Source organism: Stygiolobus azoricus, from assembly GCF_009729035.1.
Classification (GTDB): Archaea; Thermoproteota; Thermoprotei_A; order Sulfolobales; family Sulfolobaceae; genus Stygiolobus; species Stygiolobus azoricus.
In genome coordinates this window covers 1587855-1601628 of sequence record NZ_CP045483.1, presented here as the reverse complement: position 1 = coordinate 1601628, position 13774 = coordinate 1587855, and the positions used below count along the sequence as shown (strand labels likewise).

The 13774-nt window shown below is 34.6% G+C and carries 17 protein-coding genes and 1 tRNA gene; 7 read left to right on the top strand and 11 right to left on the bottom strand.

Translation table 11 applies throughout. The features are described from left to right. Positions 1-1005 precede the first annotated feature (1005 nt). Positions 1006-1097 (top strand) — tRNA-Asn (locus D1868_RS08780). A 350-nt stretch (positions 1098-1447) separates the two neighbouring features. Here the strand turns inward: D1868_RS08780 and D1868_RS08775 are convergent. Next, the gene (locus D1868_RS08775; protein ID WP_156007511.1) at positions 1448-1780 is read right to left on the bottom strand and encodes a hypothetical protein; all 333 of its coding nucleotides are present in this window, start codon (positions 1778-1780) and stop codon (positions 1448-1450) included. A gap of 85 nt (positions 1781-1865) precedes the next feature. After that, a complete protein-coding gene (locus D1868_RS11255; protein ID WP_269194903.1) occupies positions 1866-1994 on the bottom strand; it encodes a hypothetical protein in 129 nt (42 codons plus the stop codon). A 61-nt stretch (positions 1995-2055) separates the two neighbouring features. On the opposite strand from D1868_RS11255, the gene D1868_RS08770 reads away from it, so the two are divergent. Then, positions 2056-3168, top strand: a complete 1113-nt coding sequence (locus D1868_RS08770; protein WP_156007509.1) for an MFS transporter — start codon at positions 2056-2058, stop codon at positions 3166-3168. On the opposite strand, the gene D1868_RS08765 is transcribed toward D1868_RS08770, so the two are convergent. Beyond that, the gene (locus D1868_RS08765; RefSeq protein ID WP_156007507.1) at positions 3161-3679 is read right to left on the bottom strand and encodes a hypothetical protein; all 519 of its coding nucleotides are present in this window, start codon (positions 3677-3679) and stop codon (positions 3161-3163) included. The two genes, D1868_RS08770 and D1868_RS08765, sit on opposite strands and share 8 nt — an antisense overlap. 304 nt (positions 3680-3983) lie before the next feature. Between D1868_RS08765 and D1868_RS08760 the strand changes: the two genes are divergently transcribed. Further along, positions 3984-5576 carry an APC family permease gene (locus D1868_RS08760; protein WP_156007505.1) on the top strand — a complete coding sequence of 531 codons (1593 nt, stop codon included), beginning with the start codon at positions 3984-3986 and terminating at the stop codon, positions 5574-5576. Positions 5577-5633: 57 nt separating this feature from the next. Here the strand turns inward: D1868_RS08760 and D1868_RS08755 are convergent, their stop codons facing one another. Continuing rightward, positions 5634-7133 carry a cation:proton antiporter domain-containing protein gene (locus D1868_RS08755; RefSeq protein ID WP_196770236.1) on the bottom strand — a complete coding sequence of 500 codons (1500 nt, stop codon included), beginning with the start codon at positions 7131-7133 and terminating at the stop codon, positions 5634-5636. 41 nt (positions 7134-7174) lie between these two features. Here D1868_RS08755 and D1868_RS08750 point away from each other — a divergent pair, with 41 nt between their 5' ends. Continuing rightward, positions 7175-7759: a DedA family protein gene (locus tag D1868_RS08750; protein ID WP_156007504.1), complete on the top strand. Its 585-nt coding sequence runs from the start codon at positions 7175-7177 to the stop codon at positions 7757-7759. Here D1868_RS08750 and D1868_RS08745 read toward each other — a convergent pair. From D1868_RS08745 to D1868_RS08725, 5 genes are read right to left on the bottom strand one after another with little or no spacing between them, the layout of a single operon-like run. Then, the gene (locus tag D1868_RS08745; RefSeq protein WP_156007502.1) at positions 7743-8636 is read right to left on the bottom strand and encodes a mechanosensitive ion channel domain-containing protein; all 894 of its coding nucleotides are present in this window, start codon (positions 8634-8636) and stop codon (positions 7743-7745) included. The genes D1868_RS08750 and D1868_RS08745 overlap by 17 nt on opposite strands. Positions 8637-8666: 30 nt before the next feature. Next, positions 8667-9110: a hypothetical protein gene (locus D1868_RS08740; protein WP_156007500.1), complete on the bottom strand. Its 444-nt coding sequence runs from the start codon at positions 9108-9110 to the stop codon at positions 8667-8669. Continuing rightward, positions 9107-9622, bottom strand: a complete 516-nt coding sequence (locus D1868_RS08735; RefSeq protein WP_156007498.1) for a hypothetical protein — start codon at positions 9620-9622, stop codon at positions 9107-9109. Before D1868_RS08735 ends, D1868_RS08740 begins: the two co-directional genes overlap by 4 nt. A 9-nt stretch (positions 9623-9631) precedes the next feature. Continuing rightward, a complete protein-coding gene (locus D1868_RS08730) occupies positions 9632-10294 on the bottom strand; it encodes a hypothetical protein (RefSeq protein ID WP_156007496.1) in 663 nt (220 codons plus the stop codon). After that, the gene (locus D1868_RS08725) at positions 10263-10514 is read right to left on the bottom strand and encodes a hypothetical protein (RefSeq protein WP_156007494.1); all 252 of its coding nucleotides are present in this window, start codon (positions 10512-10514) and stop codon (positions 10263-10265) included. The genes D1868_RS08730 and D1868_RS08725 overlap by 32 nt, the downstream gene beginning before the upstream one ends. A gap of 33 nt (positions 10515-10547) precedes the next feature. On the opposite strand from D1868_RS08725, the gene D1868_RS08720 reads away from it, so the two are divergent. Further along, complete coding sequence (locus D1868_RS08720) at positions 10548-11006, top strand: hypothetical protein (protein ID WP_156007493.1); 459 nt, start codon at positions 10548-10550, stop codon at positions 11004-11006. A gap of 137 nt (positions 11007-11143) precedes the next feature. On the opposite strand, the gene D1868_RS08715 is transcribed toward D1868_RS08720, so the two are convergent. Both D1868_RS08715 and D1868_RS08710 read right to left on the bottom strand, forming a co-directional pair. Further along, complete coding sequence (locus D1868_RS08715; RefSeq protein WP_156007491.1) at positions 11144-11527, bottom strand: DUF1634 domain-containing protein; 384 nt, start codon at positions 11525-11527, stop codon at positions 11144-11146. Continuing rightward, positions 11517-12377 (bottom strand): sulfite exporter TauE/SafE family protein, encoded by an 861-nt coding sequence (locus tag D1868_RS08710; protein ID WP_156007489.1) that lies wholly within the window; start codon positions 12375-12377, stop codon positions 11517-11519. Before D1868_RS08710 ends, D1868_RS08715 begins: the two co-directional genes overlap by 11 nt. 189 nt (positions 12378-12566) lie before the next feature. On the opposite strand from D1868_RS08710, the gene D1868_RS08705 reads away from it, so the two are divergent. Together D1868_RS08705 and D1868_RS08700 are read left to right on the top strand one after the other, a co-directional pair. After that, on the top strand, positions 12567-13424 hold the full coding sequence (locus D1868_RS08705; RefSeq protein WP_156007487.1) for a sulfite exporter TauE/SafE family protein: 858 nt from the start codon (positions 12567-12569) through the stop codon (positions 13422-13424). Then, entirely contained in the window at positions 13417-13758 is a 342-nt protein-coding gene (locus tag D1868_RS08700; RefSeq protein WP_196770235.1) for a DUF1634 domain-containing protein, read from the top strand. The genes D1868_RS08705 and D1868_RS08700 overlap by 8 nt, the downstream gene beginning before the upstream one ends. The last annotated feature ends 16 nt before the right edge of the window (positions 13759-13774 follow it).

The window sequence follows — 13774 nt, the reverse complement described above, 5'->3', positions numbered from 1 at the left end:
CCATAATTACTATAGTTTCAATTCTGGTGTTTATTAACGTAAAGATTGGGGATATTTTAAGGCTAGTTAATCATAGCGTAAGAAAAAGTATGGAATGCTATGTATTATTAGAATAACAAACTTATTAGAAGAAAGTAAACCACCTTAGTTACTCTCAGCTTCATCATTTATTCGTCTAGTTCTACTAGGAGGACTATAAGCGAATGAATTTGTGTTATTTAATTTTATCCAGACAAAAAATCTTTTTGCACTTTCTCGTACATTTTAGACTCACATTAATATGTAGCCGAGAAATTTCTTAGCATAGTTCTCAGTATATTCTTTTAACATAAATCATCTCTCATAAAAACTGCATCTTCCTTTATAGAATTCTTATCACTTATCTTCCTTATAATATTTTTATAATCCTCCTAGACTTCTTCAGTTAATTGACTTGTGTGCTTATCACCCTTTTCATAATCTATTTCTGTCCAATCGATATTGAGGGTATATTTTATAGCTATAAAATCTGGAATTGAGAATAGGAGAGGATAAGGTCCTTTTAATTCTATTTACTCCTCTCTTAGAACGCTTTTAAGAACATTTATTCCCTATTCCTTAGCCTGGGCTTCAATAGCTGAGAAAGTACTAGAAAAGAACGAGGATAGCTTAGATAAGAGGATAACACTTGTTCAGATACGGTATAATATTCTATACTAATGCTATAGTTTTTTATATAGAATTTATGAGTTAAATCCTACTAAGAAAAACAGATAAAGAGTAGCCTGCTGGATGTAGAAATGATTTATAGAACAGTAATTACTCCATTAATTCTAAATAGTCTTTCTCTTTATTATATCTTTATAACTCACTCCTCACTTATTTTGTACCAACGTATATGTAATTCCAAAGATTTCAAAATGTTAACCAGTATTATTATTCCCTTCTTAGACTTCATAACGGTTTCACAACTGGAAAACTTATCGAAAAACATTAAAGTTTAAATTGATGTATAAATAACGCGGTGCCGCGGTAGCTCAGTTGGCAGAGCGCCGGGCTGTTAAACCGGGTTTGGCATAGAAACCCGGTGGTCGGTGGTTCGAGTCCACCCCGCGGCGCCTTGTAGGAAATTTCTCATGATTTTTAAAAAAATTAGTGTTGTCCTTCTTTCAAAATTTGAAGATTCTTGTGAACTTTTTGTGATATTTATAAAAATTATGAAAGTACTATTTTTCCTTTGGATGACTTATCGCCGATGATAACAATAATGAGTACTTCCTTTTACCTCGATATTAAACAAGAGAACTGTATGATCGAGTTACTGAAGTATTATAGAAAAATAAGGTTTTTCACTAAGTATTAGTCATAAATTAGGATTAGTTTATGTCCGCCTGCTAAATAGATTTTTACAAAAAATCACAGTAATCTTAATATATGGTCTATAGGAAAAACGTCTGTGGTTTCTCAGTCAGAATGTTATTACCTCATATCCGTTGTTAACATAATATGCTACTCTGTCTCCCATTGGCTCGAGCCTTATTCCTATTTCGGTCAGTTTCTCTACTAACCCCTCATTCTTTGCAACACCAATACAAGCGGAATCTATCACTCTTTCCTCAAGCATTTTCTGAAACATTTCTTTGGTTTCTCCTTCGAGTTTCGTTAATCTCTTTTGGCTAGGCCCGAAGAAGGCTACTTTCACATCTTCATATCTCTTTTTAAAGTGGCTGTTATATGCCATTCTCATTCCCATATCGAACTTTTGGTCATCCGACATTATTAGGAAGAGTACTTTTGCCATAAAGAATCTTTATAATTCGTCATTAAAATGTGTTAAGCAACAAAATTGTAAAATTGTATAGACCACACGCCGATGTGATTGCTCTCTAGAACTTATCTAACCATCTCCTCTTAGCCACTTTTATTGCCATTTTCCTACTCATCATCAGGTGGTACCTTGCCCTCAAATAGTATCTCCACCTGCCTATATGATAGAGTCTTGATTTATAACCCACTTTGAAAACCTATCAACAACCGTATATAAAACTTTGTCATAAAATAGAAGTAAGGGAGTAAATGGTTAGGAGTAGAACATTTATAGTAATAGGATTTGTGGTAATGTCATTTAACTCTCTTTATCAGTATGCTTGGAATGCACTGCTACCGTTATTTAAGTCTGGGTTTAATGCTTCCTTGGTAGAGATCGAGGTAGCCTTTACTCTATTTACAGTATTTTCTACGACCTCCCAGATTATAGGGGGAAGTATTGCTGATTATAGGGGACCCAAAGGAATAGGTATTATCTCGGCTTTACTCTCGGCATTTGGTTTTTTGGGGACGTCTTTTAGCTCTTCAATTTACGAATTTTACATGTTCTGGTCACTCGGGAGTATCGGTGAAGGGATCCTTTACGGGATAGCAGCTAACCTTGCCGTCAAGTGGTTTCCTAAAAAGAGAGGATTTGCAACAGGCTTTGTATCCTTGGGTTTCGGCTTAGGTTCAGCTATAGCAAATCCCTTTATTACTTCAGCCACAAACTTCAGGTTACCGACCCTTGTGATTGGACTCGTAGAGTTAATGATACTGCCCGTTTTATTATTCATAGTAGACTATCCCAAGAGAGTGAAGGGTAAAAAGCCAACTAAAGTGGTCAGAACACTCACATGGTGGTTGATATATGTCTCCTTTGCAACGTCAGCCGTGCCCCTAACTGTTCTCTCTTCCTCTCTTTCCGTACTTTCTCCTAAAGATCTCCTCGTTTTATTAGTTACAATCTTTCCCTTGCTCAGTGGTATTAGTAGACCTATTATAGGTTATATTTCGGACAAACTGGGCAGGGAGAGGACTACTTCTGCAGTACTTTTTGTAATGATTCTAGGTAGTATTTTTTTCTTGTTTAATCTCGTAGTTCCTTCTGTATTATTAATAGGCTTTTTTGGAGGGTCTATGATAACTCTCTTCTTTGCTTTATCTGGTGATATATTCGGGGAAAAATATTCTACCTCTAATAATGCTATTCTCTATACTGGAAAGGCTGTAGCTGGTGTATTAGGTAGTACTGTTTTCAGCTTGTTATTACTCTACGATCCTTTTTACGCCAGGCTTTTTGTCCTTATTAATGCCGTGATCGGTTTCTTACTCATTTTCTTAGTAACAAAGGGTAGTAGTTCTTCTAAGGTTGTCAGCTAAGAAATGAAAGTGCTGTCTTTACTGCAATGTCTTCTTGTTCACTTATTATTTTGTAGTAAAGGGACAGCCCCTTTATTACGTTTTCAATACCTTTTTTCAGGTCATGAGTTTCACTCTCCACTGTCAAACATCCATTTTCATTCTCCTTGTATTGAAAGTCTTTAGTAAGATCGTTTACCAGATCAACACCTGGGAATGGTGTTAGACATAGTTCACTAGTGGTAGATATGGTGGAGTTTCTTAGTTCTAGCGGTAGCACGTACTTAACATTTCCGGGTTTTTCAAGAATTTCAGCCAGTCTTTCGAGTTTTATATTTTCTAGATCTTTTAGTTTCTCTTTAGGAAAGTCAGTAGTCACAAGTATCACGTAGTTTCCTACTTGTTTGTAAATATATTTCCCTTCTATGCCGATGACGTAATACCAACCCTCTTCATTAACGTCCCCCATTATGTAATTTGTGATGGAGTTACGAAATTCAAGTAAGTTAGTGTAAATTTCAATTCGTGGCATTAAGATATTGTTTATTACTTTAAGATGTAAAGCCTTGTGGTGTGTTTTATTATCTCTTTTTCTCAGGTATAAGGAGATAAGTCTAGAATTATATTTTAATTATCTTTATACATTGTAATAATATTGAGTTACGTAGATAGTATAACTGTTCACTTAAAAGTTTTATATAATGTATTATTTTAGAAATTAATTTCGATTCTTTTTTACGAGTTTTAATCTTTACAGAATTTAATTAAGGGTTTTTTGAAGGCTCTTCATATAGTTAAGTTTAATAGAACTGTTGTAACGCGTGAAAAATGGAGAAATGACTCAAGAGAATAAGTCCTTATTTCTCAGGGAAAGCTCCGGGTTAGTGAGGGAAGTAAGCCCGTGGGCATCAATGTCAGCTACATTCGGTCTTGTAACCGGTGGAGTTCCAATCCTTATACTTTCGTGGCTCTTCACAGCCCCTGGGGCTAACTGGATACTTTCTTTTTTATTCATGTTACCCGCGACTCTGGGTATGGCTTTCCTATTCTATATAGCTGGGGTTTCCATGCCTAGGGCTGGAGGAGATTACGTGTTTAACAGTAGGGCTATTCACCCTGCTGTAGGCTTTGTCAATTATTGGGGTCTTTTTATAGGGTTTGCACTATCTTTAGGTTATTACAGCTATTTGGCAGCCCAGTGGTTTTCCTACTTGTTCTCTGGGATAGGTTTGGCTTATAACAATTCTTATTTTTTATCAATAGGAAATTACTTAGGTACTACTCAAGCTGAGATCTTACTGGGAACTATAGTAGTAATTATATCCTCATTATTGGGGGCATTTACGCGCTATCAGTGGAAGTTCGTGGTTTATGGGGGAATAATATCACTAATAACATCGGTCATCATGTTTGGTGCGTTAGCCACTATTCACCCTTCAGAATTTGCTAATGCACTAGCACAGAATACCGGTATAACCAACGCGTATAATGAAGTGATAAATGACGCTACTTCTAATGGTTTATCATTTTATCCTACACTTTATGCTACTGCGTTGGCAGGACCCGTGGTGTGGTACTATTATACATGGTATAACTTACCTGTGTCTTGGAGTGGTGAAATGAGAAAGCCTAAACAAAATGTATTGTATGCGACTATAGTTTCGATTTTGATTATAGCCCTTTACTACATTGTCTTTACTTATCTTAACTTAAATGCTTTCGGTTACAAGTTTCTAACGGCCTGGAGTTATATAAGTAATAATGGTGTAAATGATACAGTATATAACACCTTACAGAATATAGGCAACTTCACTCCTTATTTCGCGTTTATAACAATACATAGTTTACCCCTCTTCATCATTATGTTCATAGCACTATGGCTACCTAACTTCTACAGCAATCCACCACTAGTAGTAGCGTTAGTCAGGTATTTGTTTGCGTGGTCTTTTGACCGTATAATGCCTGCATGGCTGGCAGATGTCAACGAAAGTCTAAAGGCTCCTGTTAAGTCTACTGTGTTAGTGGGGATACTAGGTGAAATAGGGGTTTTACTATACGCATTTAATACTCCAATAGCGATTGTAGATATTACTGTCGTGTTCGAGATAGGATATGCTGTTTTCGCTCTCTCAATAGCTCTTATGCCCATTTTAAGGGCAAATTTGTTCAAAAATGCAGTAGTTTATAGAAAGACCATAGGTAAAGTGCCGATAGTTAGCATAATAGGGTTCAGTGTGTTTGCGTTCCTAATGTATATTCTTTATATTACATGGGGTAATCCAGTGCTATTGCCGATAAACTTACCTACCCTGGCTTCGTTAGCGGTAATTTATGCTTCTGGTATTGTAATTTACACGATAGCCTACATTAATAATAAGAGAAAAGGGATAGACCTAAGTATATTGTTCAAAGAAATTCCTCCAGAGTAATTTCCATCATTTAAATGTTTTTTGTTAGTAAGATATTCTTATTTTTATTCCAATTTTTTACTGAATTATCTTTCTTAATAGTTCCCTTTCATATATTACACCTAATAGTTTACCTTCTCTATCTACTACGGCTATCACTGGTGTCTCCTTTTCTTTGAACCTACGAAGCACGTCTATCACCTTTGTTTGCTCATTTACAATTTCTACATCCTCTAACTCTACATCACAAACGTTTAATCTCTCATAGTCAGCTGGGTCAATTTCTAACAAAGTAGTCACAGTGATTATTGATGTAGGTTTCATTCCCTCATTAACTACTACTAACGCTCTAACTCTCTTATCGTTCATTAAGTTTACTACTTGTCTCAAATTATCATCACATGTTACAAACACTTTTTCTTCTATCACTTCTCTTACTGGTATACTAAGATTCAATTTTTTCTTAGTCTCAGCTTTAGGGTTTCCATACTTTAACCTAAATATGAGAGGGAAGAAGAGTGCGACGTAAGTTATAGTTAATGTTGCTAAAGAGTACTGAAATTGAGATATAAGTGTTGAAGACAATGCAGTGATTAGCAAGGAGACATCAACTCCTCCTTTGATCGATGTTCCTATTCCGTTAAGTATTGGGTCTATGTTATGAACTTTCGCCATTAGAAAGCCCGAGACGAACTTACTTGAAATGACTGCTAAGAACAAGGCTACCGATAAGAACAAGAGTTGCGGAGTTATCCTGACAAAATACAGTCCTATACTCACGAAGAAAAGAGGCTCGAAAAAGCCATAGGTAAAGGCATGCAATCTCTCCCTGAGATGGGGTCTGTCTGCAAAGTAATCTCTAAGTAAAAAGCCCAAGAAAAGGGCAGCTATAGCCGAGTTAAATCCATAAATTTCCGCAAAGAAACCTACGATAAGAATAATTGATATTATTGTTGCGAATTCTACTTCCCTAACTTTAAAATACCCCTCTACAGCTTCTAGTGTTTTCGCTATATACTTACCTGAAACGGTTATTAAGATTACAAGTAATATCGTGCCTATAAGCTGTAAGAGAGAAAGGTGGGTAATTATCGAAAACGTGAAGATCGATATGATCTCGTTTAGTACTGATTGGTTGAAGATCTTTATACCCAATTTTTCCTTCGCTATACCTATGTCTGTAAGTAGTCTTGTTAAAGGTCCTACACTAGTCATTACCAAAGGTATTACAATAACTAAATCAAACATTCCTAAATAATATAAGGTTAAAGAGATCACTATTAATGGTATTATTATCTCTATTAGTGATGTTAGTAAGTCTTTTTTGTCTACGTTAAATTTTTCACCTATTTCCTCAGCTCCTGCAAGGAAAAGTAAAAATACTATTCCTAACGATGCAATAAACGATATAATATTGTTAAGTTTCACTAGGTCCAAAAGACCAGGCCCTAAGATAATTCCTATAAGTATTGGCCCTACAAATCTTACGACGTTAAGCCTTCCAAATAGCTCTTCTATCAACTTAGCTGTTAGTAGCAATACTCCCAGATATAATAGACTGGTTACGGCAATGTCCATAGCAAAGAACTTTTTATGCTTTACCGGTAAAAAGTCTACCGATGTATGTATTTAAAGGAATTTCTGGTTACATCACGGTCTTGGCCTTAATGATTCTTGAAGGAATAGGTTTTCCAATACCCAGTGAGGTTATAATGCCTTTGGTTGGCTATTTCTCAAAGCTTGGTTATCTCGATATAGTTATAGGAGTATTAATAGGTACAACCGGAAGCCTAATAGGCTCAATTATAGATTATTATTTAGCGTTAAAGCTAGGGCCAAAATTCGTGAGGAAGTTTGGAAGATACATTATGTTTGATGAGGAAAAGGAAAGAAAACTTAGCATATGGTTTCAAAAGCATGGTGTAGTAACTGTGTTTGGATTCAGGTTTATTCCTGAGTTTAGAGCGTTAATATCATTCCCTGCTGGATTGGCTGGGATGAATTTAGCAAAGTTTTTAATTGTCACATTTTTAGGTCATTTAATCTGGGATTCCTCGTTGGCTTATGCAGGTTTTCTGCTTTACCAACAAGTCAATTACGTAATCACGTTGGCTGAGAGGTTCTCAGAAGCGTTACTGGTAGTATTCGTTATAGCAGTTGCAATATACATTTTGTATAGACTTAAGTTCACTTCCCATTCTTAATTTGCCAATAGGCTTGGTCAAAAGCCTTATTTACTATGTTAATCAAATCGTTAAGATTGTTTACGTTATTTAAGTTTATAATTACCGTAAAGACGTTTGTTCCTCCGTTTTTACTAGAAAAAACTATATTAGGAAGTTGGTTCTCATCTTTAAGGTAATCCTTCAGGATATCCTTAACTCTCTCCATAACTTTCACTCCTTCCACATCAGCATTCACAGTGACTTGTAATGGATAAACTAATCCCCCTTCAGTTCTCTCTAGTTTATAGAATACTGTGTTACCCAAAAAGGCTGAGTTAGGTATCTTTACTAGGTTCCCGTTAATGGTAAGAACCTCTGTAAAGAGTAGAGAGACTTTCTTTACCTCTCCTATAATGGGAGATCCCCAAATCCAAGAAATTAACGATACTGCATCGCCTGGACTTAGAGTCCTGCTTGATGTAACTAAAACACCCGAAAGGAGGTTTTGGGCTACTGTCTGAACCGCAAGGCCTATTACTATACCACCTACAGCACCTCCCACTACGACACCTGTAAGGTTTACGTGAAGTGCTGTAAGTATAGCCAGAACTAATATAGTGTAGAACACTACATCTAAAGAGAATTTTATAATATTTGCTAACCCTCTTTCAAGTTTAGCAAGAAGTGTCATTGAAAGCAGTTGTTGAATCAACCTTATTACCAGATAACCTCCTATAGCAACAATAATGACGCCGATTCCAGTCTTTATGTCTGGCTCTAACTGAGATACGGTTGAAGCAATTGACTTAGGTAGATTTGGTATTAGCAAAGTTAGGATAACTCCCGTTAAGTAGTAAAGTATTGATAAAGCTACTAATATAACTAAAATTTTAATGAGCTGATTCCTCCATTGCATAAAAGTAGTTAGAGTGTATTATTAAAAAGATTAACTAGACTTTAGTCTTCTATATAATCTATAAAAAAATACTATGAGTGTTATTTGACCGAAGTCAAGAACCAATTCTGGCGATGCTGCACTGTATTTTATATAAAAAAAGAAGGGAAGGATTATCATTTCCGGTTTCCAAATGGTATAGACTAAATAAAAATTCAGGTAATTTATTATGCTAAACGAAAGAGCAGAGGCATCTATTAATGAGTTAATCATTATGTTTTTAGATCCCCAGAACAAGACAGCGAAAACAATGAAGAACATAAGAAGGATAAAGCCGGAGAAAGACAAACCCACTGGAATTTGTAGGTCGTAATTAGGGAAATGCGTAGGTTCATCTATTGGTGCTAAAGGTCCAAAAGCTAGAGCTATGATTATAAGTAATATTGTTAGTGCAATGACATATGAATAATAATCGATAATTTTGCTAAGACTCATTCAATTTCCTCTTCCTTTAGTTTTAATAAAACTTTTCCTACCTCCTCCACTGATTCTTTGAGGGTAAAGTAAGCTTCTACAACCTTTTCTCTGCTATGCCCGTAGATCGCTAAATTGTTCATGGAAATACAATAGTGAGGGTAAAGTAAGCCGTAATCACCACAGAATCTTGTAAATTTTACTTCTATATTTTGACTGAGTTTTAGTTCCCTGAACGGTATATCAACGTGGATTTTTACTTTTTTATCATAAGTTAACACTTCATGTTTCGCCTTTCCAGTTACGATATAAAGAGCCTTTAAGAGGTTTAGTTCTTCACTAGAGAATGGTAACTTAATTTCTATTTTGCGAAAAGTTAGAATATCACTGCTTATTGAGAAATCCGTAACTATGCATTCTTTTATACTATTCGTCCTTTTTATTGAGTTGTTTTCGACATAGAGAACTTCTTCTTTTTCGCCCTTAATTCCTACTTTGTTGTCTTTTGTAATACATATTTCTACTTTTTTCAATTACCTCTTTCAACCTCTCCCTAAATTTCTTGGGGGTAATTTATTTTTAATCCCTTCAATTGCCGTGCTTATTCCAATCTTTTCTTCCTCCATTTCAACCTGGTCAAGTAACCTCCTTAATAAATCCAAATCTATAGGTAAAAGAAAGTTAAACATATAAGAAGAAGTAAATTTCTCGATTCTTAATTCCCAATCGTTATTCAATGGTCTAGATAAGGAGTCATTATCTAAGTGTACTACTTTAGCTTTTTTTACCACAACTGAATGATAACCTAATTTTATTGCATTTACAGCAATATAGGACTCATTATAACTTCCTCTTAAGCTATACGTTAGAACTCTTGTTTTCGAGTACACTTCTCTCTTAATGCTCATATTTACCCCTGCTATTGCAATACTTTTCCCGTAACCTTTCTCTTTGTCAACACTGAAACCTGTCTTCGTTAAATATGCTTTATATTCGGAGAAGATAGATGAATATTCTTGCATGAATTCTGTATTTTTGAATCTCATGTATAAACTATTAGGATAATTGATCCATTTCTTTCCTATGATTTCTCCTGAAATAACTCCTACGTCTTTATTACTCTCGTGTAATTCTACGTGTTCCATAACCCAGTTTTTGTCGGGAATTGCATCATCAGTAGTTAATAGTATTTTTTCCGTCTGCATTTTCTAAAACTAAATTCAGTCCTTCTTCAAAAAGTTCTTCTTTTTGTTCTAGAAACCGTATGTTAAGAACTTTTTCGTACTCTTCAAATTCACGTGTTAAGTTACCTTTATAGGTGATTATAATATCAAAATCGTCTTCTGACTGTTGCATTAAAGCCCTTAATGTTTTATGCAGAGATTTTCTTAACAAACTAGGAATTCCTACTGTTGCTTTAACCATATCTTTTAAACTTCGTTTTCACAGTATTTATTTGTGAATACTAAATTACTGGCGATTCTTTTGGTAATCTCCGTCCTAACTAATGTCTACTTAGCTTATTTATTATCGCACGTAATACAGACTCAATATATAGGTTATGCTAGGAATATTTCTACTAATTCTTTTGCAAGTTCTCACTCTTCAATCAATTCTTATACATCATCTTTTACCCGTTCCGTTAAATTGATCTTAGCACATGATTCTCAAGTCACTTTCTCTCTAGTTAATAATGGTAACAATATAACTTATGCATTAGTAATAATAACATTAATACACGAAGGACATCATGAAGAAAAAGTGATAATCTTAACGACTCATAATGAATCTGTTACTATTGAGTTAGATAAAGGTGTTTATAAAGTAGAAGAGGAATTTAGTGTGGTTTATTCTGGGTACTTAAATATAAGCGGAATTTCCGTTAATATTAGTGTAAGTTCGAGTGATGAAGAATAGGATACATTGTTACATATGACGGATAGAATTTTGCAAGATAGATTCTATTCTTGATAAGTAAAGGAATTAACATAATAATATGTAAAAAATTATGTAAAAACTAACGAAAAACACCAAAAATCATTGAGAAAGATGCTCTATTTGCCTATTAATATGGGTAATATGAAAATTGCAAACATTAAATTAAAGAATACAATAATTGTTATAATAGTATATAACTTATTTCTTTCTATAGCGAATTGGATAATTCCTAAGAGTACTCTGATCACGGGAGTTGCTATTAAGATCATTAGTCCTAAATATATATAATCTAGAGGACTAAGGGTAGATAATCCTGAAGGAATTTCGTATGGCATAAAAATGGAACTGTTAACTATTGAGTTAGGAGATGCTATCTGAGTTATGCTAAATCCGTTTGAATCTTGAAAAGTAAAAAGGAAGATTATACCTAATATTATAAATATTGCACTCAGTATTACTCCTATTCTTAAAGCATATCCTATAATATCATTAAAATCCAAACCCCATCCCTCTCATTATCATTTGTATTCCTAAAAATACTAGAATCGCTGTAAAGATGTATCTTATGGCTTTATTGGTAATTCTCACTAAAATTTTAGTTCCTATATAAGCTCCTATAAGGACTCCAATAGCTGTTCCAGCGGCTAGGAAAGGTTGAATATACCCAAATAACCAGTAAATCGAGCTACCAGTAGCTGCTGTAACCCCTATCATAAAATTGCTAGTAGTAGTACTTACCTTCATAGGTAAGTTCATAGCCCAGTCCATACCCAGAACTTTTAACGCACCCGATCCTATTCCTAAAAGTCCTGAGATAAACCCTGCAAAAAACATTATTATTTCCCCAAGCCACCATCTTATTCCTATATATTCGACCTCCATTTTTAGGGCGGTATCATAATATTTTCCATATAAGCCAAATACCTTAGTAGTCCAGTCCGGTTTTACGGCTTTGGGAAGTTCATATTTAGATTTAGATATCTGGATAAAAACTTGCGAGAGTAAGACTATACCGAAAACTATGTATATGATAAACTGTAAGTTGTGTGAGTAAATATAAGCTGTCGTTAGGGAACCCACAATAGAACCAGAAGTAGTTGCTATCTCTAATCCCATTCCTATTCTGATATTAGTGATTCTATCTTTAATGTATGCGCTAGCAGCACCGCTAGATGTCGCTATTGTGGAAATTAAGCTGGCGCCTGAGGCATAAACTATAGGAATTCCCAGATATAAGGTATAAATAGGGACAAGGAATGTTGCTCCACCTAGGCCGGTTAATGCACCAAGAATACCAGAAAGAGCACTTATAATAACTATCACAATAAAAAACTGTAATGGCTCTAACATACTTTAATACTCTAATCTGTTAGTTTTAAAATTGTCACTTCTTATTTATATTAAAACTCTTTAATCAACATCTTATAAAAGTTGTAGTTTGGAATTTTAATAAAATAAAATAACGATCATATTGACGTTTTTATGTAAATGTAAATTAAGGAAAATTTTAATTCACTAAAAGGAATGTGTGTAATCGAAATGTTAGTTGAGTTATTTTTGTTTTTACTATTTTTATCAGCGATAGTCGCAGGGTTACTAGGGAGTTTGACAGGTTTGGGTGGTGGAGTAGTATTAACGCCAATATTAGTTCTATTTTTAGGCGTTCCAGTGCCTTACGCAGTAGGAACAAGTCTAATATCTACAATATCTACCTCAGCCTCTTCAGGATCTAGATATCTAAATGCTGGAATAGCTAACATGAGGATTGCTATATCTCTTGAAATAGCTACAACTGCTGGTGCTATTACTGGTTCATTCCTAGAATTTTTGGTTGAAAAATATAAGTTATTTGCAATTTTGGACATAATATTCGGTATAGTATTAATATTTTCAACTATACCTAATTTTATGAGAATGTCTAGTGAGATTCCAGCATATATAAGTCCAGACGGATTATCAAAATTAATGAAGTTAGAAGGAGACTATTACGACGAAGCTTTAAGACAAAAGATCCGTTATCATGGAGTAAGATATCCTGTTGGGCTAGCTGGAATGTATATCGCTGGACTCGTTTCAGGATTATTAGGTATTGGCTCTGGTGCACTAAAAGTATTAGCTATGGATCTTGGAATGAACCTACCTTTTAAAGTAAGTACCGCTACTAGCAGTTTTATGATTGGTGTAACAGCGGCAACTAGCTCAGGAGTATATTGGGCACTAGGTCTCATAGATCCAATAATAATCGCGGCTACTGTCCCTGGCGTATTTTTGGGTGCTTCGTTAGGATCAAGGTATTTAAACAGATTTTTGAGTAGAAGGTTAAGGCAAATATTTACTTTAGTCCTAGTAGCTCTTGGAATCCAGCTAATTTTGAAGGGGCTTGGTATTTTTGGATGAAAAAAAGGTCATAAGTTCAACACTTAGATACGGGGTTATTATATCTTCTATACTAATTGTAAGTGGAATGCTAATTTTCATAGTGTTGCATAGTAACTCCTCTGTTAACATATACGCATATAATACATCAAATATTGATATCTTTAACCTTAACAATCCTTTGAATATTTCTCTTTATGGTCTGATTGTATTAATCTCCTTGCCGGTTCTAATAGTCGGAGAACAAGTAATAATATACTCTACAGAGAGAGATAAGATCTATATACTTATTAGTTTAGTAGTTTTGTCGTTAATGATCTTTGCGATAATTATAATGCCTAGATTGTTGCATTAAGATAGTTTTTTCTTCC

Bases quoted from the DNA above. Each gene is read 5' to 3' on its own strand.
- D1868_RS08710 (WP_156007489.1), bottom strand. From the start codon at position 12,377: ATGTTAGAGCCATTACAGTTTTTTATTGTGATAGTTATTATAAGTGCT.
- D1868_RS08730 (WP_156007496.1), bottom strand. From the start codon at position 10,294: ATGCAGACGGAAAAAATACTATTAACTACTGATGATGCAATTCCCGAC.
- D1868_RS08760 (WP_156007505.1), top strand. From the start codon at position 3,984: ATGACTCAAGAGAATAAGTCCTTATTTCTCAGGGAAAGCTCCGGGTTA.
- D1868_RS08765 (WP_156007507.1), bottom strand. From the start codon at position 3,679: ATGCCACGAATTGAAATTTACACTAACTTACTTGAATTTCGTAACTCC.
- D1868_RS08745 (WP_156007502.1), bottom strand. From the start codon at position 8,636: ATGCAATGGAGGAATCAGCTCATTAAAATTTTAGTTATATTAGTAGCT.
- D1868_RS08740 (WP_156007500.1), bottom strand. From the start codon at position 9,110: ATGAGTCTTAGCAAAATTATCGATTATTATTCATATGTCATTGCACTA.
- D1868_RS08750 (WP_156007504.1), top strand. From the start codon at position 7,175: ATGTATGTATTTAAAGGAATTTCTGGTTACATCACGGTCTTGGCCTTA.
- D1868_RS08705 (WP_156007487.1), top strand. From the start codon at position 12,567: ATGTTAGTTGAGTTATTTTTGTTTTTACTATTTTTATCAGCGATAGTC.
- D1868_RS08775 (WP_156007511.1), bottom strand. From the start codon at position 1,780: ATGGCAAAAGTACTCTTCCTAATAATGTCGGATGACCAAAAGTTCGAT.
- D1868_RS08725 (WP_156007494.1), bottom strand. From the start codon at position 10,514: ATGGTTAAAGCAACAGTAGGAATTCCTAGTTTGTTAAGAAAATCTCTG.
- D1868_RS08770 (WP_156007509.1), top strand. From the start codon at position 2,056: ATGGTTAGGAGTAGAACATTTATAGTAATAGGATTTGTGGTAATGTCA.
- D1868_RS08755 (WP_196770236.1), bottom strand. From the start codon at position 7,133: ATGGACATTGCCGTAACCAGTCTATTATATCTGGGAGTATTGCTACTA.